Annotated in this window: 18 protein-coding genes; 9 read left to right on the top strand and 9 right to left on the bottom strand. The window is 68.8% G+C overall.

Annotation, left to right across the window (positions count from 1 at the left end):
* Position 1: 1 nt before the first annotated feature.
* From QHF85_RS05310 to QHF85_RS05300, 3 genes are all read left to right on the top strand, one after another.
* The gene (locus tag QHF85_RS05310) at positions 2-199 is read left to right on the top strand and encodes a hypothetical protein (RefSeq protein WP_281325954.1); all 198 of its coding nucleotides are present in this window, start codon (positions 2-4) and stop codon (positions 197-199) included.
* 97 nt (positions 200-296) lie between these two features.
* Positions 297-476 (top strand): hypothetical protein, encoded by a 180-nt coding sequence (locus tag QHF85_RS05305; protein WP_281325953.1) that lies wholly within the window; start codon positions 297-299, stop codon positions 474-476.
* A 74-nt stretch (positions 477-550) separates the two neighbouring features.
* Positions 551-1702, top strand: coding sequence for a hypothetical protein (locus QHF85_RS05300; protein ID WP_281325952.1), 1152 nt, complete (start codon positions 551-553; stop codon positions 1700-1702).
* Between the two features lie 61 nt (positions 1703-1763).
* Here the strand turns inward: QHF85_RS05300 and QHF85_RS05295 are convergent, their stop codons facing one another.
* Entirely contained in the window at positions 1764-2765 is a 1002-nt protein-coding gene (locus QHF85_RS05295) for a hypothetical protein (protein ID WP_281325951.1), read from the bottom strand.
* Between the two features lie 150 nt (positions 2766-2915).
* Here QHF85_RS05295 and QHF85_RS05290 point away from each other — a divergent pair, with 150 nt between their 5' ends.
* From QHF85_RS05290 to QHF85_RS05275, 4 genes are all read left to right on the top strand, one after another.
* Positions 2916-3677 carry a hypothetical protein gene (locus QHF85_RS05290; RefSeq protein WP_281325950.1) on the top strand — a complete coding sequence of 254 codons (762 nt, stop codon included), beginning with the start codon at positions 2916-2918 and terminating at the stop codon, positions 3675-3677.
* A 68-nt stretch (positions 3678-3745) separates the two neighbouring features.
* Positions 3746-5080, top strand: a complete 1335-nt coding sequence (locus QHF85_RS05285; RefSeq protein WP_281325949.1) for an aminotransferase class III-fold pyridoxal phosphate-dependent enzyme — start codon at positions 3746-3748, stop codon at positions 5078-5080.
* A gap of 187 nt (positions 5081-5267) precedes the next feature.
* Positions 5268-6584, top strand: a complete 1317-nt coding sequence (locus tag QHF85_RS05280) for an adenylate/guanylate cyclase domain-containing protein (RefSeq protein WP_281325948.1) — start codon at positions 5268-5270, stop codon at positions 6582-6584.
* A 23-nt stretch (positions 6585-6607) separates the two neighbouring features.
* Entirely contained in the window at positions 6608-7453 is an 846-nt protein-coding gene (locus QHF85_RS05275) for a hypothetical protein (protein WP_281325947.1), read from the top strand.
* Here the strand turns inward: QHF85_RS05275 and QHF85_RS05270 are convergent.
* From QHF85_RS05270 to QHF85_RS05250, 5 genes are all read right to left on the bottom strand, one after another.
* Positions 7428-9101, bottom strand: a complete 1674-nt coding sequence (locus QHF85_RS05270; RefSeq protein ID WP_281325946.1) for a mechanosensitive ion channel — start codon at positions 9099-9101, stop codon at positions 7428-7430. The genes QHF85_RS05275 and QHF85_RS05270 overlap by 26 nt on opposite strands.
* Before the next feature lie 48 nt (positions 9102-9149).
* Positions 9150-10469 carry a hypothetical protein gene (locus tag QHF85_RS05265; RefSeq protein WP_281325945.1) on the bottom strand — a complete coding sequence of 440 codons (1320 nt, stop codon included), beginning with the start codon at positions 10467-10469 and terminating at the stop codon, positions 9150-9152.
* Entirely contained in the window at positions 10469-11443 is a 975-nt protein-coding gene (locus tag QHF85_RS05260) for a tetratricopeptide repeat protein (RefSeq protein WP_281325944.1), read from the bottom strand. Before QHF85_RS05260 ends, QHF85_RS05265 begins: the two co-directional genes overlap by 1 nt.
* Positions 11437-12777, bottom strand: a complete 1341-nt coding sequence (locus tag QHF85_RS05255; RefSeq protein WP_281325943.1) for a serine/threonine-protein kinase — start codon at positions 12775-12777, stop codon at positions 11437-11439. Before QHF85_RS05255 ends, QHF85_RS05260 begins: the two co-directional genes overlap by 7 nt.
* 120 nt (positions 12778-12897) lie before the next feature.
* The gene (locus QHF85_RS05250; RefSeq protein WP_281325942.1) at positions 12898-14163 is read right to left on the bottom strand and encodes a hypothetical protein; all 1266 of its coding nucleotides are present in this window, start codon (positions 14161-14163) and stop codon (positions 12898-12900) included.
* A 125-nt stretch (positions 14164-14288) separates the two neighbouring features.
* Between QHF85_RS05250 and QHF85_RS05245 the strand changes: the two genes are divergently transcribed.
* The gene (locus tag QHF85_RS05245) at positions 14289-15092 is read left to right on the top strand and encodes a leucine-rich repeat domain-containing protein (RefSeq protein ID WP_281325941.1); all 804 of its coding nucleotides are present in this window, start codon (positions 14289-14291) and stop codon (positions 15090-15092) included.
* Positions 15093-15101: 9 nt separating this feature from the next.
* Here QHF85_RS05245 and QHF85_RS05240 read toward each other — a convergent pair whose 3' ends face one another.
* The 3 genes from QHF85_RS05240 to QHF85_RS05230 form a co-directional block, all read right to left on the bottom strand.
* Positions 15102-15977, bottom strand: a complete 876-nt coding sequence (locus QHF85_RS05240) for a mechanosensitive ion channel family protein (protein WP_281325940.1) — start codon at positions 15975-15977, stop codon at positions 15102-15104.
* A gap of 131 nt (positions 15978-16108) precedes the next feature.
* Positions 16109-18061: a LodA/GoxA family CTQ-dependent oxidase gene (locus QHF85_RS05235; protein WP_281325939.1), complete on the bottom strand. Its 1953-nt coding sequence runs from the start codon at positions 18059-18061 to the stop codon at positions 16109-16111.
* 274 nt (positions 18062-18335) lie between these two features.
* Positions 18336-19217: a hypothetical protein gene (locus tag QHF85_RS05230; protein ID WP_281325938.1), complete on the bottom strand. Its 882-nt coding sequence runs from the start codon at positions 19215-19217 to the stop codon at positions 18336-18338.
* 38 nt (positions 19218-19255) lie between these two features.
* Between QHF85_RS05230 and QHF85_RS05225 the strand changes: the two genes are divergently transcribed.
* Entirely contained in the window at positions 19256-20695 is a 1440-nt protein-coding gene (locus QHF85_RS05225) for an MATE family efflux transporter (protein WP_281325937.1), read from the top strand.
* Positions 20696-20769 lie beyond the last annotated feature (74 nt).

The raw sequence follows: 20769 nt of genomic DNA, 5'->3' as shown, positions 1-20769 counted from the left end.
CATGTCCGATAAAGTGAAACCCACGAACGAAGAAATTACGACGGAGGAAGCGATTCTGCTCGAGATCATGGAGCTCGACGAGATGGACCTCGCCGAGGTGACCGGCGGCAGCGAGGGGAATGTGGCGGAGGCAGTTCTCGCCGCCGACTGTGGTTGCAGGGGCGGCAGTTGCGGCACTGCCAACGGATTTTGCAGGTGACCTCCGGAAGCGGCTGCACGTTGGAACACGTCAGCCTCTCCTTATTCAACGACAGAGTACGAATGGCGCATTAGTACGCGACCCAAAGGGAAAGAATATGCCCGAGGAAAAGAGAAACCCAAACGAGAAGGTGCCAGCGGAGGAAGCGATCGAGTTCGAGATTGCAGAGCTCGATGATCTCGATCTCGCCGGGGTGACCGGTGGCGCGAGCGTCAACGGTGGTGGTTGCACCAATGGTTCTTGCCGTTCGGGACCGAGCTCCGCAAGCAACGTATAGTCCGGGAGCGGTTGCGCGTGGGACCACGCCAGCCGCTTCTTTCATTTCACCCTTTGCCGAAGGAGCTCTCCAGCATGGATCCACGCGACGCATGGCTCCCCCCTGATACGCTCGCCGAACAGGGGAGAGTACGGCGCCCGCCGCTCCGCGTGTGGGCGTCCGATTTGATCGGCAGGCTGAACGCCCTGGAGCCGGACGACGCTGCCTTTTCGCGCATCGAAGAGTGCTGCAACAACACCGGGCTCATCGAGGTCTACCGAGGTCGCCCGCGCGCGGCGGCAGAGGTCTGCGCGCGACAACTGGGGTGGGCCGCGCGCCTGGTCGGACGGCACGGCGTCACAATTGCAGGGGCGCACATGATCCAGCCCTGGATCAACCTCGGCAGGCTGCGCCGCATCGTTGGTGATCACGAGTCCGCGCTCGCCCATTTCGCGCTCGTGGTCGAGACGCTTTCGGGCGAGCCCGTACGGCTGGGCGAGGTGGAGATCGACCCAGCATCGTGGCAAGTGCTCGTGCGGCGTCGATCGTTGTCCGACCTGCTCCGAAACGTGTACGTCGTCGACTCGGTCAAGACGTACTTCGTCGCCCGGGATCTCACAGGCGCCCTCGACTTCTTGCGCCGGGCGCGCTCATTCTGTGGCGAGCAGCCATTTCTATTACTGGAAGAGATGGAGCTTCTCACGCTCGCCAGGCTGGAGCAATTCGCGGAGGCAGCGGCTCTGCTCCAAAGCGATGCCTGGAACGTCAGCGGGTTCCACAAACTCTTGCGGGTCACCTACCGCGTAGGTCTGCATGCAGCATCGGGTGAGTTGCCCCGGTGCCAGCGCGTCATGGAGGATCTCGCAGCCCGCGTGCTCTGCATGCGCGGCCTCGCCGAGCCGGACGATCCATGCGTGCTCCGATACCTCCACTACCTCGGCGGCCTCGCCTCGCGACTCGGTCTCGATGGACGCGCAGCGCAGATTTTCCGCCTGGGCCTCCGGGCCGCCGAGCACGTGGACGACGTGCCGGGCCGCCTCGCCTTCCTCGACGCGCTCATCGACGCCGGTATCGAGGACCGCGGGGCGCTCGAGGCCACGCGCGCCGCGCTCCTCGACGATTGCCTCTACGTCCCGTTGCTCCGGGCGCGAGGGTTATCCGCCGACCCCGCGGCCCTCTCCGACTCCGTCTTCGACGAGCTCCACGCGAAGCTTGAACGCGCCACGGAGGTTCGAGAGGGCATGTAGATCGAAGCATCGCCGGGACGCCCCCCCGCCACGGGCATTCCTTGCCCGCGGTCACGCCCTCTCAGAACGCACAAACCTCATTCGACGCCCGCATCGTGCACACCATCTCGTTGCACCAGAGCGTCCCGAGGCAATCGCCGTCACCCATGCACGCCTCGCCCTCGGTCGCCTTCCGCTTGCACGTGCCGTTGTCGCAGAATGCATACTCCAGGCATTCGTTGTCCATCGTGCACGGCGTCCCGTCCTTCGGGAGCTGCACGCATTTGCGGTCCGTCGGGTGGCAATAATCGTCGAACCGAAAGCACGCGCCTTGCTGCAACGACGGATTGCACTGGCCGCCGCGGTTTTGCAAGAGGTAGCAGGTCTGCGGGTTGCCGCCGACGTCGCAGCGCATCCCGTCCTTGCATTGATCGACCGCGTCGCACGCGTCGCCGTTGTCCTTGCGCGCCTTGCACGTGAACGGCATTGCCGCCTGATCGCAGTAGGCCGACGCGACGCACGGGTTCGTCGTGCAATCGCCGCCCACGGCCACGAGCGCCGGCCGCTTCTTGCACACGCCAAGAGAGCAGACGCCGCCCCCCGTGGGCATCGACGTGTCGCAGAAGCTGTCGCCCGCGCACTCCTCCGCGAGCAGGCACGCGTCACCCTCGGGCACCGTCCCGACGAACATGCCCGCGCACGCGTCGGAGACGCCCTTCTGCGCCGAGGCGCGCGTGTCGCACGCATACGCGCGGATCGCTTCGACGCACGCGCGGCCCGCGGCCTCATCGTACGTCACGCGCCCGAGCACCGCGTCCGTCAGGAGCTGGAGCGTCTGCTGCTCGTCGCCTTGCGTCGCGTCGCACGTGGCCTTGTCCGGCGTGAGCCCGCACCGCACGTTTTGCTCGCACGTCGCATGCGCGAGCTCCTCACGCAGCGCGTCGAGCGGGATCGGCCCGGGAGGCGCCGGCGCCTCGTCCCCGCACGCGCCGAGCGGAACGGCGAGCAAGAAGAGCGCCGAGAGCCGAAGAGCGAGCCCGGTCGTGGTGCGAGGCAAAGAGAAAGAACCCGAGTGGTTTTGCATGATGCGCGAGTGTACCGGCCTCCGCGCGCTGGAAAAGGTTTTCCGCGCGGGCTCGGCCTGGAGTAGCTTCCTCGAACCACATCGGTCGACGCTTGGGGCTTCGGATCACCTGCGGTGTCCTGCGCCCCAAACCCCCAGGAGGTCTCCCCCATGGTTCGCTCGCTCGCTTCCCTCGCCTTCGTGCTCGCGCTCTTGCCGGCCTGCGGCCCCGCGAAGGAACCCGTCACGCCCGAAGGCGGCGGCGAAAGCACCACGAAAGAGGCGGCCCCCGAGGAGTCGAAGCCCGCGGAAGAGACCCAGGCCGCCGAGGCAAAGCCCGCGGGCGAAACACCCGCCGAGGCGAAGGCGCCGGAGCGCAAGCCCGCGGAGGCGAAGGCGCTGAGCGAGTCGGAGTCGCTCGCGAAGGAGATCATCAAGGGCGGCGGCCGGCGCATCGGCTGGTCGGCGTCGAAGAAGCTCTTCGTCGTGCCGATGGAGAAGCGCAACGAGTCGACCGGGAGCCTCGAGATCCACTTCTTCGGAGAGGACGGGCAGAGCCGCGATCCGATGCGCGTCTGTCAGCCCGGCGAGTGCGAGGAGCACCTCGACGAGAAGGTCGCGGAGGTCCTGCCGAAGCTCGCGCAGAAGCTCGAGGAGGGTCAGTTCGTTGCGATCCGTAGCATCGGCTGGCCGGACAACCGCGACGAGCTCGACGTGTCGAGCCTGTCGATGAAGCTCAAGTGGTCGAAGGGCAAGATCGAGGGCGTGAAGGAGGGGCAGAAGCCCACTCCGTTCACGGCGGCCGGCGGCAAGCTCGACATCTCGGCGCTGAAGGCGATCTACATCGTGCCCGACTCGAAGCTGCTCGGCGTCTTCGGCACGCCGTCGAAGCCGGGTTTCGTCCAGACCTTCCACGTCGTCAAGATGCCCTGACCGCGGCAACGGCCCTCACCAAAAACCGGCGTTCCGTAGCGCTCGGCGATGGCCTAGGATGCGCGGCCATGACCGACGACATCTCCGAGCTCACAGCGAGGCATACCTACGGCACCTGGCGCGCACAGCGCGGCTGGAAGCCGCTGCACGTCACGAAGGCCGAGGGTTGCCATTTCTGGGACGCCTCCGGCAAACGATACCTGGATTTCTCGTCGCAGCTCGTCTGCTCGAACCTGGGCCACCAGAACCAGGCGGTCATCGACGCCATTTGCGCGCAAGCCAAGGAGCTCGCGTTCATCGGGCCCTCGTACACGTGCGACGTGCGCGCGAAGGCCGCGCTGAAGATGCTCGAGGTGATGCCGGCGGGGCTCGACAAGTTCTTCTTCGCCACGTCCGGCACCGAGGCGAACGAGGCCGCCATCAAGATCGCCCGGCTCTACACGGGCAAACACAAGATCATCGCCCGCTACACCTCGTACCACGGCTCGACGGCGGGCTCGATCGCCGCGACGGGCGACCTGCGCCGCTGGTTCGTGGAGCCGACCGGGAAGATCCCCGGCGTGATATTCGGGCCCGAGGCGAATTGTTATCGCTGCCCGCTCCAGCAAAAGCAGGGCACGTGCGGCACGGCCTGCGCCGATTACCTCGCGTACATGATCGACCACGAAGAGAACGTGGCCGCCGTCATCGTCGAGCCGATCGTCGGGACGAACGGCGTGCTCGTGCCGCCCCCGGACTACCTGCCGAAGCTCGCCGAGCTCGCGAAGAAGCGCGGCGTCTTGCTCATCGCCGACGAGGTGATGACGGGCTGGGGCCGCACGGGCAAGTGGTTCGCCGTGGAGCACTGGGGCGTGACGCCCGACATCCTGACGACGGCGAAGGGCGTGACGAACGCGGCGATGCCGCTCGGCGTGGTCGCGACGAGCCGCGCGATCGCCGACTTCTTCGACGACAACTACTTCGCGCACGGCCATACCTACGAGGCGCACCCGCTGACGCTCGCGCCCGCGATCGCGGCGATCAACGAGTACAAGCGGCTCGACCTCATCGAGCGGTCGGCGAAGATGGGCGAGCTGCTCGGGCAGAAGCTCAAGGCGCTCGCCGCGAAGCACCCGTCGATCGGCGACGTGCGCGGCCTCGGCCTCTTCTGGGCCGTCGAGCTCGTCAAGGACCGCACGACGAAGGAGCCGTTCAACACGCCGCAGGACAAGGCCGCCCGCAAGCCGCTCGTCATCGACGCGGTCGCCGCCGAGATGACGAAGCGCGGCGTCACGGTGCTCGCGTGGGTGAGCCACCTCGTGATCGCGCCGCCGCTCATCGTGACGGAGGAGGAGCTCGACGAGGGCATCGCCGCGCTCGACGCCGCGCTCACGATCGCCGACGAGAAGATCGCCCAGGGCTGACCTCTCTCGACGAGGTCTTCCGCCGTGGCCCTCGATTGCACCTCCCAGCGGCCCGGCATGCTCGCTGAACCCCCCTGACGCCGCTCGACCGCGGGCTCCGATCCAGGCTCTCGACCTGGGTCGGCGCTCGTGCGCTCATTCGATCGATCCGTCGACGGCGCGCGAGGTGGTAGCATCGCGGTCCTTGGTGACCGACCAGAGACAGGGCCCGACGCCCCGCGCGACGGCGGCGATCGACGCGAGCCTCGCGCGGGAGATCCTCATCAGCGAGCGCTTCCGGGCGCAGCTGCTCGCGGGCATCTTCGGCGGCGCGCTCATCGCGTTCCTCGCGTTCTCGGCGTCGTACCCGGGCGCGATGGCCGAGCTCTTCCACAGCCGCCTCGATCGCGTCCGCGTGGGCCTCTTGCTCGGCGGGTTCGCGGCCTACGAGCTCGTCGTGCTGCGCGGGCTCGAGAAGTTCATCAAGAGCCGCACGAAGCCGCCCGCGGCGCGGCGTTACATCGATACGTTCGTCGAGACGAGCCTGCCCACGCTGGCGATCGTCTATTACATGTCGATCGTCGAGCCCTTCGAGGCGCTGCTGCTGCCGCCGGCATTCGTGTACTTCGTGTTCATCCTGCTCTCGACGCTGCGGCTCGATCCGAAGCTCTGCGTCTTCTCGGGCATCGTGGCCGCGACCGAGTACGGCCTGCTCGCGTTCCTCTCGGGCGGAGCCGCGCAGCTCGGCGTGGCGAGCGCCTCGCTCACGTCGAAGGCGCACCACGGCGGCAAGGCGCTCGTGCTGCTCGCGAGCGGCGTGGCCGCGGGGTTCGTGGCGCGGCGGCTGGAGAAGGGTTTCCGCCGGACGCTCGAATCACTCGAAGATCGCAGCCGCATCCTCAGCGTGTTCGGCCAGCACGTCTCGCCCGCGGTCGTGGAGCGGCTGCTCGCGCAGAAGGCCGACGTCAAGAGCGAGGTGCGCGAGGTCTGCGTGATGTTCCTCGACGTCCGCAATTTCACGGCGTTCGCCGAGCGAAAGAGCCCCGAGGAGGTCGTGGGGTACCTGAACGCCCTCTTCGATTTCATGATCGAGAGCGTCAACGCGCACCACGGCATCGTGAACAAGTTCCTCGGCGACGGCTTCATGGCCGTGTTCGGCGCGCCGCTCCGGGGCGACAACGATTGCAAGAACGCGATCGAAGCGGCGATCGAGATCGTGTCGAAGCTCGAAGCGCTCGTCGCGGACGGATCGATCCCGGCGACGCGGGTCGGCATCGGCATCGCGTCGGGCAAGGCGCTCATCGGGAACGTGGGTTCGTCGGAGCGAAAAGAATACACTGTCATTGGCGACGTGGTGAACGTCGCCTCCCGCGTCGAGGGGCTGAACAAGGAGCTTGGATCCCAGATCCTCGTGACGGCGCGCGTCTTCGAATCGTGCGGCCTCGAGCTGCCCGAGGCGACGGCGACGGCGCCGCTGCACGTGCGCGGTCGAAAAGAGCCGGTCAGGATCTTTCGTTTGGCGTGAAAACTTTGCTAGCATGCGGGCGCATGCGAGCGGTCCTGGGGGCGACCTGTCTGGCGGCGACGCTCTTCTTGGCGGGGTGCGGCGGGCCGATTTCCGGGCTTTTCGGCGGCCCGAAAGCCGAGCCGCAGGGCGTCGAGGCATTCTCGTTCGACGCGTCGAAGCTCCCCGTGGGCATCGCCTACCACTACGTCAAGTCGAACACGGACGGGTCGAAGCCGGAGCGTGTCTCGTTCTACGTGGTCAATCGAGAGACCATCGAGGCGTTCAAATTCCGGGAGCCGAAGCCCAAGAGCGCGAGCCACGTCCTCGCGACGATGGACTGGACGCGCTTCCTGGCGACGCGCCTCGAATCGCGGCAGATGACGCGCGGCGGGAAAGAGCGCGACGTCGCGGTGGCCGAATACGCGCCAATGACGCAGACGCTGCGGGTCGAGATCAATGGGTTCGCCCCGAATACGATCACGATCGCGCAATCGCCGTTCCACGTGCACAGCTTCGATTTCGGGAGCCTGAACCTCGCGTTCCGGTACCTGAAAGACCCGCTCGGCTCGTTCAAGATCGGCGTCGCGAACCCGACGTACGCCGAAAGGGGCCCGATCTTCGAATACCGCGGCGAGGTCGTGGTGTCGTACGTGGGCGACGAGACGCGCGAGAGCACGCCGTGTAGCAAGTACAAGATGGACGGGCCGGGGCTCAAGAATCGAGGCGGGTTCGTCTGGGTGGACCAGAAAGAGTCCCACATCGTCGACATGGAGCTGAGCCTGCCGAATCACCCCGAATGGGTGACCTACAAGCTGAAGCTGCTCTCGAAAGAGACGATGAAGCCCGACGACTGGCGCGCATTCATGCGCGCGCAGGTCGGGAAGTAGCCACGACGCGCACGCCGGCCCGCGCGAGCGGGATCTCGGCGGCGGAGAGCGCCTCGGCGAGGATCACCACGAGCTCGCTCGAAGCGCCCGCGCCGGCGCGATGCGCGGTGACGCGATAACAAGCGCCCTCGGCGTCGAGCCGCACGAGCTCGACGCGCGGCCGGCTGCCCACGGCGCCCGCCGCCTCGCGCAAGAGCTCGCGCACCTCCTCGTCGAGGGCCCTCGTTTCGAGCGTGACCTCGACCGAGACCGGCGGCTCGGGGCCAAGGAGGCGCGTGGGCCGCACGAGCGAATAAAGGTGCGGGATACGAAACGTGCCGTCCTCGCCTTCGAGCTCCACTTCGAGGAGCGAGACCGCGCGTACTCTTCCCGCACGCCCGCCGATTTCGGCGTGATCGCCGACGGACAAACGCCGGCCGTACACGACGACGATCCCCACGGCCGCGCTGGCGACGACGGGCGTGGTGGAGAGGGCGAGCGCCGCGATCACGGCCGTCCCGGCGCGCACGAGGGCGCCGTCGTCGTCGCCGAGCACGAGCGGCGCGGCGACCAGAAAAAACCCGATGACCACCGCGGCCCGGACGAGGATGCTCGTCGGCGCGGCGAGATCGGCCGGGAGCCAATCGAGGGTCGTCTGGCCGCGCGCGACGCCCTCGAAAAACAGGCTGATGAAGCGGACGAGGACGATGAGGGCGATCGCGGCGATGACCGCGACGACGAGCAAGGGGAGCGAGCCGATGAGGCGCGCGAGGAGCGAATAAAGCGGGCCGAAGACGAAGCCGCTGAGGCGCTCGGCATAACCGCGCGTGGGCTCGAAGAGCGAGAGGCCGATGAGGACCCAGCCATAAAAGATGCCGAGCCGAAAGAGGACACGCGCGGCCTTCGTGGCGATGAGCATGGCGGCGCGGAAGGACTCCGGCCGCACGACCTCGATCGATTGCAGGCGAATCGCGGGGATCCGCTCGGGGTGCTCCTCCAGGAAGGCGCGCGCCCGGTCGGCGATCTGGCCGATCTTGCGGGCGAAGAAGAGGGCGACCATGCCCGAGAGCACGACGAGCGCGACGGAGAGCAAGGTGAGGAGCGCGGCGCTGCGCGATTGCTCCTTGGCGAGCGCGACCCGGACGCGGCCGGCGACATCCTCGGCGAGCGTGGCCGCGCTGGGCTCGCCGGCGGACGCGGCGTCGTCGGGGCCAAAGGTGACGATGGTTCGATCGGCGACGATGACGAGAGCTTCATCGCCGCGGCGCTCGACCCGCACGGCCGCCTGTTCGCCGCTCTCGGCGGCCGCGCGCAGGGCCATCGTCGCGGCGCGCGCGCGCTCCTCGGGAGATTCACCCGCGCGGGGGACACGAAGCGCGAAGAGGCGCGCATCGCGGACACGGACGGGGACGCCTTCGGCGGTGGGAGGAGGGGCGGAGGCGGCGGCGGAAGCGGAAGCGGCGGCGGGAGCGGGAGCGGAAGCGGGCGCGGGCGCGGGAGCGGAAGCGGAAGCGGGCGCGGGAGCGGGAGCGGAAGCGGAAGCGGCGGCCGCTGCAGACGCGGCGCCGGGCGAAAGCGCCGAAGCATCGGGCGTGGCGTGGGCGCGGATCGGCAGCGCCAGGCACGTCAGCGCGAGGAGGACACCTCGGAGCGGGCGGAGCGAGTGCACGCGGCAAGCTTCGGCCGGCAAGCCGGCAGGGTCAAGTGCGACGGGCGATTACTGGCAGATGCACGTCATGCGTTCGCACGCATATTGAAAGAAGCACCCGCCGTCCTTCACCGTGCCGCCCGTGAACGACCTCGCCGGCTCGCCGAGGAAACACGGCATGGCCTGGATCTCGAAGCACGCCGTCGTGTCGTCGGGGCAATCGGAGATGCACTCGGCCCCGCAGCATTGTTGCTTGGGCGCGCCGCAGCCGGCCACGCCATTGCAGAACCACTGGCCCGCGCACGGCGCGCAGACCCCGCCGCAATCGACCTTGGCCTCGCTCCCGTCCTGCACGCCGTTCTCACACCGGCACATCCCGCCGACGCAGGTGTCCGCGCCCGTGCAACGCCCCCCCGGATTGTTGCCGTCGAGGGCCGGCGCGCATACGCCGTTCGGCATTCCGGTCGCCGTCTTGATGCACCCCATGCACTTGCCGTCACAGGCGCTGTCGCAGCAGACCCCCTGGACACAAAAGCCGGTCATGCAATCGGGATTGTTCATGCACACCGCCCCCACGGGCTGGTCGCCCGTCGAGACGCACTTCTCCACGCCATCGCACACGAACCCGGGGCTGCAATCGCCGCAGACGCCGTCCGTGCACGATTGACAGACGCCCTCGCACGGAGTGCCGTTCGCTGCATTCGCGTGCTCGGTGCCCGTGTCCGTGCAGATGTCGTCGGTGCAGGGATCGCCGTCGTCGGCCGCGTCCGTCGGATCGAGGATCTGGCCAAGGTTGCCCGCGCCGTCGCAGGCCTCCGCCACGCAATCGCCCGTCACCGTGTTCGCGACGATCGTGCCCGCCGGCGTGAAGGCTCGTATGCAGACGCCTTCCTCGCACGACCATTTCAAGCAGGGGCCCTCGTCGCCGCATTGGCTCGGCATCGTGCAACCCGCGCAGGACCCGAGACCGTTGCACGTGAGCAGCTTGTCCTTGCCACAAGCCGTGGTGTTCTCGAACGGCACGAGGAGCGGCGTGCCATCGACGCACTTGTCCTCGGTGCACTCGCTTCCATCCTCGGGGAGCTGATCCGGCGCCGGCTTGGAGACGGCATGCCCCGCGCCGTCACAGGTCACGTCCTGGCAATCGTGGAGCGGCTGGCCGAGGGGTTTTTCCCCCGCGGGCTTCACGTCGACGAAGTTGCACACGCCCTGCTCGCAGGCCCGCTTGCCGCACGCGGTGTCCTCGCCCGGACAGTCCTGCGCTCGCTCGCACGAGACCGGCGGCTGCTTGTCGAAATCGTAGCCGAGGACCACGCACCCGCCCGCGCCGAGGACGAGCGACAGGGCGAGGGCCCGGGAGAGCACCTGCGTCTTCTTCGTGGATCGCATCAAAACTTCCCTTCGACCCCCACGAAGCCGGGCCCGACGACGAAGGAATGGCCGGTCTTGGTTTTTTCCCGGCTCTTTTTCCCGTCGAGCAGCAGGAGCACGGCCCCCGCGCCCGCGCCCGCAATCCCCACGCCCCACGCGATCGCATTCGCCACGAGCATCGTCTTGCCGAGCTCGGCCGCCTCGTACCCCTTCGCCGTGTCGCATTGCACGCGAGGACACCCCTCCTCGACGCGCCCATTCGCCGAGACGACGATCCCGCCCGTGATGATCGCTCCGACGAACCCGAGCCCGCCCACGCCGAGCGCCGCAAGGCCCGCGATGCGCCGCGGCCCGAGGACGGCGGTCACCGGCCGCGTCGGCTCGATGATGACCTTGCCGGCGCTGACGAGGATCTCCACCTGCTCCGCCTCGCCGACCTCGACGACGAACTTTTCCTCGGTGCGCTTCGGCGCGAGCACCGAGACGGTGCGCGTGCCGGGATTGACGGGGATCGCGACGCCGACCCCCTCGGCCTCCTTGCCGTCGATCGTGACGCGGGCGTCCTTGGGCAGCTCCGTCTTGGGCTTGATCGTGAGGTACGGGATGCGAGGCTCGATCTCCGCGAGCTTCTTCTTCGAAGGCGCGAGGCGCGGGTCGCCGGGGTCGAGGACGACGATGCCTTCCTTGTAATAACGCAGCGCCGTGACGAGGCGCCCCTCGTGCTCCTCGCATTGCGCGAGGTTGAAGAGCGTGCCCGCGCGGCGGACGAGCGCGAGGCTCTCCTCGAACTTGGGGCAAGCCGCGACGTAATCGTTCCGGTCGATGGCCGCGCGCGCCTCCTTGAAGAGCTCCTCGGCGCGGCGCGCGTCGTCGTCGGTCTTGTCGGCGGCCGCAGGGCGCGCGAGCAAAAGGGAAAGAAGCGCCGCGCTGATCCCCACGGCGCGCAGCTTGCGCCGCTCCCAGGTCGAGCGGTCGTTCTTCCAGGTCACCATTCGCTGAAGATGTCCTTCGTCGTGCCGCCCTGCGGCGGCTTCGTGGAGGGTTTCGGAGCGGGCGTCGAGGCAGGCGCGACACGCGGTCCGGTCGTCGCCGGCAAAGGAGCGCTCGCCGAAGGCGCGGGCGCGGCAGCGGCAGACGGCGCGGGCGCCGCGGACACGGCCTGCGCGAGGGCGACGGACCGCGCAGGCTCGGGCAAGGCCGCGGTGGGAGGCGTCGCCGCCGAAGCAGGCGTCGCGCCGCGGACGCGGACGAGGAAAAACCCGCCCGCACCGAGCACGAGGGCCGCCGCGAGCGAGACGCCCACGAGGAGGGTTTTTCGCGAGGGCAGCGGCGAAGAGGCGTCACGCGAGAACGGCGAGCCCGTGAGGCGCGCCGCGCCGGGCACGTTTGCAGCGCCCGTCGCGGCCGGGCCCATCGTGATCGGCGGCGCCGGCGGCATGTGCTGCATCACCGCGCGGAGGGCGCGCTGCATCGCGCGCGCGTCGGGCCAGCGGCGCTGGCGATCGAAGGCGAGCGCGTGATCGACGACCTCGCAGAAGCTCGAAGGGAGGCCGGGCACGATCGATGCGATCGGCGGCGCTTGCCGCGTCATCGCCAGAAGCAGGACCTTGTTCACGGTCTCGGCCTCGTGGACGAGCCGGCCGGAGAGCGCGTAATACATGACCGCGCCGAGCGCCCAGAGGTCGGTGCGCGCGTCGATCTCGGCCGTATGCCCGAGCGCCTGCTCGGGCGGCATGAAGGCCGGCGTGCCCATGACGCTGCCGACCTCCGTCGCGCGACCGACGCCCCCGACGGCCGTGTTGTCGCGCATGCGCGCGATGCCGAAATCGAGGATCTTCACCTGGCCCGTTCGGGTCAAGAACACGTTCTCGGGCTTCAGATCCCGATGCACGATGCCCTTGTCGTGCGCGGCCGCGAGGACGTCGAGCAGGCGCTCCGCGACGAACGCGACCTCGGACGGATGCAGGCGGCCGCCGGGCTGCGAGCGCCCGCGCTCCTCGAGGTTCTGCCCTTCGAGGAGCTCCATCACGAGGAAAACCGCGCCGTCCTCCGCGGTGTCGTCGTCGAGCACGGCGACCGCGCCGGGATGCTCGATCCGGTTGGCGACGTACCCTTCGCGCAGGAAGCGATGGCGCGCTTCCTCGTCGGTCGCGAACTCGGGGCGGAGGAGCTTCACCGCGCCGCGCTTGCCGTTCCGATGCGTCGCCGCGTAGACGCACGCGGTGCCGCCGACGCCGAGCAGGTGGTCGAGCCGCCACTTGCCGCGCAGGACCTGGCCCACGCGCGCACGGGCTCGCTGGAAGACGTCGTCGGCCGCGCGCTCCATCGTGCTGATCGAACCGTCTCGTCGCGAGGCTGTCAAGGCGCGCGGGGGGTTTGGGGGCGCGAGCTCCGCTCGCGGAGCGGAGCCCCCAACGTCAACACCGGGGTTTCACGGGCGCGCAGCTCACTTCTTTTTTTGCTTCGCGAGCCCTGCGAGAATCTGAAGGAAGCGCTGACACTTCTTGCCGACTTCGAGCCCGTAGGCCGCACGACCATTGCAGAGCTTCTCGGCGCGCTCCATGGCCACGGCGTCGCCCTTGATCGCGCGGGACGCGACCTCTTCGGCGTCCGGCGCGATGCCCTTTTTGTAGGCCGTCTCCTTCTCGAGATCCTTCGAAGCGAGCGCCTTCTTCAGGTCCTCGGAGATCTCCGGCACGTCGGCCCATGCGGCCGACGAGCGCGCCGCGCCGCGCGCGTACGCGAGCCAGATGCGGCCCTTCGCCTTCGTGTCGCCGCACGGCATCTCGGACTCTTTGGCCATGAGGTCCGCGGCGACGAGCTTGCCCTCCGCGGCGCGCTCGAGCTTCTCGGCGGCGGTCTTCGCGGTCGCCTTGTCCTCCGCAGAGAGCTTGCCCGACTCGACGGCCTTCGCGAGCGCGTCGCACGAGGCCTCGTACCGCTCGCGCGCGCGGCGCTCCTCGCAGACCTTCTTCTTCTCGTCGATCCGCGTGAAATGCTCGGGGAGCGCGTGCCGCTTCTCTTCCTCGTCGATGTCCGTGATCGAGCACGGATCGGTCGCGGCCGTGATGCGCGCGTCGAGCTTCTGACGCGCAGCGGCGATGCGGCGCTCGCGGATCACGAACGCGGCCGCGACCGAGCAGATCGCGAAGATCAAGAACACGAGCGAGACGCGAAAGAGCTGCCGCCTTTGCAGGTGCCGATGGACGAGCCGGCTCCGATCGATGAGCTCTCCGGCCTTCTCCATGGCCTCTTCCCAGGCCTCGAGCTCGGCCGCGAGCACCTTCAGCGGGCCCACGAGCGCGCGCTCGCGCGAGAAGCGGCGCGCCACGTTCGTGAGCGTCTGCGCGGCGCTCTTGCGCTTGGGATCGACCTCCATCGTGGCGCCGGCGAGGCCCGTGAGGAGGCCTCCGACCGAGGCCGCGTACTGCTCGAAGACGCTCTGCGCCTCGACGCGCGCGCGCTCGAGCTGCTGGAGCTGGCCCATGTACCCGGCCCACGGCAGGATCGCCTCGACGTCGCGGGCCTTGAGGCCGAGCCGCTTCGCCGTGATCTCGACGGCCGACGTGAGCGCCCCGAGCAGCCTGTCGTGCGAGACCTCGGCGAGGCCTTGCGGGACGCGCACCTCGCGAAAGCTCTCGAACGCCCTGTAGGTCGGGGCGAGCGCCAATTCGCTCAGCGTGTTGCCGAAGTCGAGTCGTGCGGCCGTCAAGTGCTCCCTCGCGGTTCGCGGGAGACCCGATGGTACGGGTGATCGTGACGCGGCGCAACGGCGCGTTCGTCCCGCCGTAGCCAGGATCTACCCCTCCGCAGACGGCCCTTGTACCATCGGCGCCGATGCTGCCCCGAACGATCGCTCCCCTCGCGGGTTTCGCCCTCTCGATCGCCCTCACGTCGCTCGTCGGATGCGACGAAAAGAAGCCCGACGCCGCGCCCCCGAAGCCGAGCGCCGCGCCCGTCGCCTCCGCCGCACAGGCGCCCACGCCCGCGCCCACGCCGAGCGCCGCGGAGCCGGCCCCGCCGCCGAAGAAGAAGGACGTCGTGTGCTCGAAGGACGCGACGATCACGTTCACGGATCCGGCGTTCGAGAACGCCGTGCGCAGCCAGGCGCAGAAGCCCGAGGGCGCGCTGACGAAGGCGGACCTCGGCAAAGTGAAGACGCTGAAGCTCACCGAGGTGAAGCTCGACGAGATCGACCCGTGCATCTTCCCGCTGTTCACGTCGGTGAAGGGCGTCTACCTGCCGCCCGGGAAGATCGAAGATCTGAGCCCGCTGAAGACGCTCACGACGATCGAGTCGCTTCGCATCGCGGCCACGCAGGTCAAAGACCTCACGCCGCTCGCGGGCCTCGCGAAGCTCGATCGGCTCGATATCGGCCGGACGCCGGTCAAGGATCTCACGCCGCTGTCAGGGCTGACGAGCCTGACGGAGCTGCAGATCGACGAGACCGAGGTGACGGATCTGACGCCGCTCTCCAAGCTGACGAAGCTCGAGATGCTTCAGATGAAGAACACGCGCGTGACCGATCTTTCGCCGCTGAAGGGGCTCAAGAACCTGAAGAACCTGCACATCGCGGGCTCGGCCGTGAGCGGTCAGGCCGTGATGCTGGGCATCCCGGGGCTCAAGGTGCACGACGAGTGACCACCCGCGTCAGTTGACCTTGACGACCGGCGCGCCGAGGACGGCCCGCGTCGCGCCGGTCTCCGCGTGGACCACGCGGATCTCGCGCTGGGGGAAGGGCATGTCGACGCCGTGCTCGCGGAACGCCTCGACGAGCGCGCGATACAGGCCGAGGTGCGCCTGCTCGAAGTCGGGGACGGGCACCCAGGGGCGCGCCGAGATCGTGAGCACGGCGTCGCCCACCTTGCGAATGCCGATGAGCGGCGCGGGCTCGCGGAGGACACGCGGATCGGCGAGGACCGTCTCCGTCGCGACGTCGATCGCCTTGCCGATATCGGAGGCGTACGCAATGCCGATCTCGATGTCGAGCTGGCGCTTCGTCCCGTAGTTGTGCAGGATTTCCCCGGAAATCTGGCGGTTCGGGATGACGATCAGGGATTGATCGGTGTGGCGCAGGGTCGTCGAGAACAACGTGATATCGACGACCTCGCCGTGCTCCTTGAGGACGTCGATGTATTCGCCGACCTTGAAGGGCTTGAGGAAAAAGATCGTCATGCCCGCGATGAGGTTCGAAAGCACGCCCTGCATCGCGAGGCCGATGCCGACGCCGGCGACGCCGAGGCCGGCGATGAGCGAGGCGACGGGGACGCCGATCTTCTCGGCGGCAATGACGATCGTGGCGCCGACGACGACGAGGCGGAGCAGGCGGACGAGGAGGGTCCGGAGCGCGACGTCGATCGTGGTCCTCTTTTCGAGCCACGCGTCGAGCATCCGGGTCAGGTATCCCGCGGCCTTGAGCCCGACGAAGACGATGACGGACGCGCCGAGGATCTGAAGCCCGTACCGCACGGCGAACTCGACGAGCGTGGTCTTCAAGCTCGTGAGGCCCGCGCTGACGTGGTTCATCGTTTCCTGCATGGCCGGGATGGTCGCACCGGGGAGGCAGGAGCGTCAACGCACCTGGGACGCCCGCGTCGGTGTTCTGTCTGTGGCGCTACGGTTCGGAGCGAACGCCGGGGGGCGGGGGGCAGGAATGCTCAGGGAATGTGCGGCGCGCGCTCGGTCTCGATCTGCGTCTTGTCCGGCTGCCGTACGACGAATCCGAACTTGTACCAGTTGTCGACCATGTCCTCGTGCTGGACCTCGGTCTTGCCGCTCCCGAAGCGATGCGTGGCCCGCGCCCACGGGACGCGCGTCGTGGCCTCGGCGTCGGGGAAGACGTCATCCGGCCGGATCGACGGCCACCAGCCCCGGTTGCCCTCGGCCGCGCAATCGGTGAAATCGGCATGCCAGGGCAGCGCCATCTGCCGCGAGAAATGCCCCGGCCCGATGGGGGCGTCCTCGCCCCAGTAGCCGCTCGTCGCCTGGAGGTCGAGCCGGAAGGGCTCGATGAACAGCGAGGCATTGCGGATTTGCCAGCCCACCTCGATGCCCGGGAAAAACGCGCCGCCGGAGGCCGCCTCGAGCTGGGCGCGATCGAGGCCGTGCGGCGTGATCCCCGAAGGCGGGACCGCGACCGGGCCCGGGACGAACTGCCCGTTCGCCCAGTTGCGCAAGAGCCCGAACTGCGTCGGCGTGACGGCCAGGCGCTGCTCGTAGTCGGGCGCCTGGTTGTTGTAGGGGTCGTCCCCGAGCAGGAGCGGCATGCTCCCCTTTCCCTTCGGGACCTCGGCCCCGTTCGGCGCGCGCATGGCCCCGAAGAAGCCTTTGCGCGTCTTGGCGTATTGCGGGGAGGGATCGCCCAGCGTCGGATCGAAGAGGGGTCCGTGTTTGTCCCCCGCCGACTTGATGACCCAGCGATAGCCGCCGCCGCGCGCGAAGATCGGGCGGATCTCGGTGGTGAAATCGGGCAGGAAGTCCGGGAACTCCACCGCGCCGGACGGCTGGTAATCGGACGCGAGCTGCCGGAGGCGCGCGAGCGGGCCACCCGGATCGTAGAGCGCGTTGTCGTGCGGGACGGGCAGCTCGCGCACGGCCATGTCATAGAGGATGTCGTAAAGCGTGACCGCGCTCGTGACGTTCGGCGCGAAATCGGGCGGGCCGACGAGCACCCACGCTCCGCCGGCCGCGTCGACCGGGACGTTTCGCACGCCGCCATTGCCATCCTCGATCGTCACCACGGCCGTCACCGGGCCGTCGGAGATGTCGTCGAACCAGCCGTCGTTGTTCGCGTACGAGGGGAGGTCCGGGGGCGTGGCCGTGTTGTATCGGGCGTGCCCCTTGCCGCCGAGCACGATGAGCCGCCCCTCGACGTCCGTGCGGAGCTGGCCGAGGTATTTGATGACGGGCTCGCCGTCCGCGCCGAGCGGACACGACTCCTGGGAGGGGTCGTCGCTCGTGCCCGGGCGGAACTTGACGGGGCCTTCGGAGGAGCCGCTGATCGAGCGCGGGCCGAAATCGATCTCGAGCGAGCGCCGATCCGCGACCGACGCATTCCGCAGCGGCCCCGGCGGCCCCTTCTCGCCGGCCATGCCGTAGAACTTGTGGAAGGACGCCTTCTTGTTGGCGAGGTGCGCCGTCCAGGTGATGTCGATGACGCCGGGCGTGCCGAGCGTGACCTCGCGAATCAGCGTCAATTTGCCGCCGATCCAGCGATACTCGAAAATGCGGAAACGTGCGGCCTGGGGTTTGACTTTGCCGTCGACCTTGTACGACGGCACGGCGGTGCCGGGGGCGCTGCCGAGGGGCGGCTGGCCCGGGATTTCGGGGCCGATGAAGTACGTGTCCGGGTCGGCGTTGCCGACGCGGGCGATGCCGATGGCCGGGTGGATCCGGTAGACCGGATCCCCGCCACTGCCAAAGGCGAGGGCGTCGCCCCCGACGAGCGCGGCGGCCGCGGCGATGCCGCCCGCAAGGAAATTGCGGCGGCTCGTCGGGCCCGCGGCGAGCGCGGCGTCGGGGTCGTCGAGGGGAGCGAGGGCGCCGTCGATCGGCGCGGAGTTCGGTGGCTGGTCGAGGGGCGAAGGAGTTTCGGGGGTTGGGGCGACCATTCTTTGTACGCTACCGGATTGTCCAGGCTCGCGTCAATCACGGACAGGCACGAGGTCGCACATGCTGCGTTCGTCACCGCGCGCGCTTCCCGTCCCCGTTGACATCATGCGTCAACCTCCTGCCGATCCCCGCGTTTGCCGGGCGCGGCGATCGTGACGGTACTTTTGCGATGGCATCGTTCGGCATTGCGTGATTCCGCGCGGCGCCGAGGTGACCGCTGGACAGCGGTATGCAATCGGCAGGCGCAAGGACCTCGCCGGAATCGCTCCCCGATCACATCCGCGCGAGAATCGTCTCAACAAACCGCGCCGCCGCTCCCTCGCTCCATCGGAAATACAGGCTCGGCTCGGTCAATTCGAGCTCGATGAGCTGGAGCGCGCCGTCGTCGCCGCGCACGAGGTCCACCCGGGCATAAAGGAGCGGCTTGCCCACGGCCGCGAACGCGTCCTGGGCCACGCGAAGCGCCTCGGCCTCGATCGGCGTCGCCGAGACGCGGCTCTGAAACTCCGGCTGCGAACGAAAATCCCCCGCGCACGGCACCTTCCGGACCGCGTGGCTCGCCTCGCCGCCGAAGAACACGACGCTGAGCTCGCCCTCCGACTCGATCGAGCGCAAATACGGCTGCACCATCACCTCGCCGGAGGCCGTGAGCGACGCGGCGTGCGCCTCCGCCTCGCTCGGGTTCGTCCGCACGTCGATCCGCATCGCGCCCACCGAGCCCGCCGAGACCGCCGGCTTGATCACGACCTCGGACCAACCCCGCGACGTGATCCGCCGCGCGAGGCCCTCGGCGCCTTCGCCCGGCGCGAGCCAGATCGTCGGGATCACGGACACGCCGGCCGCTTCGAGCGAGCGCAGGTAGGACTTGTGCGTGTTCTCGCGGATGACGTCGGCGCCATTCCAGAGCGGCACGCGCGCGGCCGTCCGCTCGGCCCACGCGACGAACGCCTCCCTGCGGCCGGGCCCGTCCCAGTAGTCCCACGGCGTGCGGATCAGCGCGAGATCAGCCTCGTCCCAGGGCGCGGACGGGTCGTCCCACACGAGGCAACGGTAGGAGATCCCTCGCGCATCGAGGGCCTCGAAAAGCCGCGCATCGTCGACGTCGAGGTTGGGCAGACGGGCGCACGTGGCGATCGCCAAGCGGGGTCGGTTCATGTCGCTTTCTTGCCTCAAAGCCGCCGAGGAGGCGAGCGATGCGAGCGCGACGCCTCGTCCGGTGTCACATCTCGCGCCCCATGATCGACGCCGCGCGCATCGAAACCGCCGCGCACACCCCCTCGCTGCGGAGGCTCCTCGGCCTTGCGTGGCCGATCATCATCTCGCGTTCGGCGCAGGTCGTCGTGAGCGTCTCCGACGCCGCCATGGTCTCGCACCTCGGCCAGGACAGCCTCGCCGCCACGACCACGGGCGGGCTCAACCTGATGGCCTTCTTCATCCTGCCGATGGGGGTGGTCTTCATCGTGTCGAGCTTCGCCTCGCAGCTCTACGGCCGCGGCGATCACGCCGGGGCCCGCCGGTACGGGTTTTATGGCCTCGCCGTGGCTGCGATGGCGCAGCTCCTTTACTTCGCAGGCGCCCTCGTCATGCCGCGGGCCGTCGAGGCGATCGGCTACACGCCCGCCGTCGCGACGCTCATGCAGCAATGGCTCACCGTCCGCCTCTGCACGGGCGGCGCGGCGATCGGGCTCGAGGCGCTCGGCAACTATTACGGCGGGCTCGGCAACCCGCGTTTGCCCATGGCCACGCAGGTCCTCTGCATGGTGCTCAACGTCGCGCTGAACTGGGTGTTCATCTCGGGGCACCTCGGCGCGCCCGCGCTCGGCGTCGTCGGCTCGGCGCTCGGCAGCGCGCTCGCGACGTTGTTCGCCTTCCTCGTGCTCCTCGGGTGTTTCCTCGCGGGCGTCGGCGAGCACCCGAGCGCCCGGGAGGGCAAGGCAAAGCTCCGGTTCGCCGAGCTCGTGCGCATGCTCCGATTCGGCATCCCCTCGGGGCTCAACTGGTTCGTCGAGTTCGGCGCGTTCTCCTTGTTCATCAATCTCGTGATCAACGGGCTCGGCACGACCACGCTCGCCGGGTTCATGGCCTCGATGGAGGTGAACCAGGTCGCGGCGATGCCCGCGTTCGGCCTGACGAGCGCGGGGGCGATCCTCGCGGGGCAAGCGATCGGCGCGAAGCAGCTCGATCAAGTGCCGAAGACGGTGAAGCTCACGGCCCTCGTGGCGTGCAGCTGGATGGGCTTCGTGGGTCTCGTCTACCTCGTGTTCGCGCGGTACTGCATGCTCCCCTTCGCGCCGCCCGGGGCCGAGCGCGAGGCCTTCCTCGACATCACGGCTCGTATCCTCACGCTCTCGATCACGTGGCAGATGTTCGACGCGACCGTGATGACGCTCGCCGAGTCGCTGCGCGCCGCGGGAGACACGGCCTTCACCGCCTGGGTCCGCGGGATCGTGGCGTGGTGCGTCTTCGTGCCGGGCTCGTTCATCTCCGTGCGGGTGCTCGGCGGCGGCATCGGGTGGGTCGTCTTCTGGCTCACGGGGTACATCGCGATCATGGCCGTCATCCTGCTCCTGCGCTTCCGGAGCGGGGCTTGGCGCAGGCTCGATCTCGCAGGGTCGGAGCTGCCGGCCATCTGAAGACCGTTCACGAATGAAAGGACGCAGCGGGGGCGCGTCGCAGACTCGAAAGGCGCGCGCGCTCTTCTGCCCTG

It is taken from the genome of Polyangium sp. 6x1, assembly GCF_029946515.1.
Classification (GTDB): domain Bacteria; phylum Myxococcota_A; class Polyangia; order Polyangiales; family Polyangiaceae; genus Polyangium.
The sequence above is the reverse complement of the archived record's forward strand: the minus strand, read 5'-3'. Positions and strand labels throughout refer to the sequence as shown.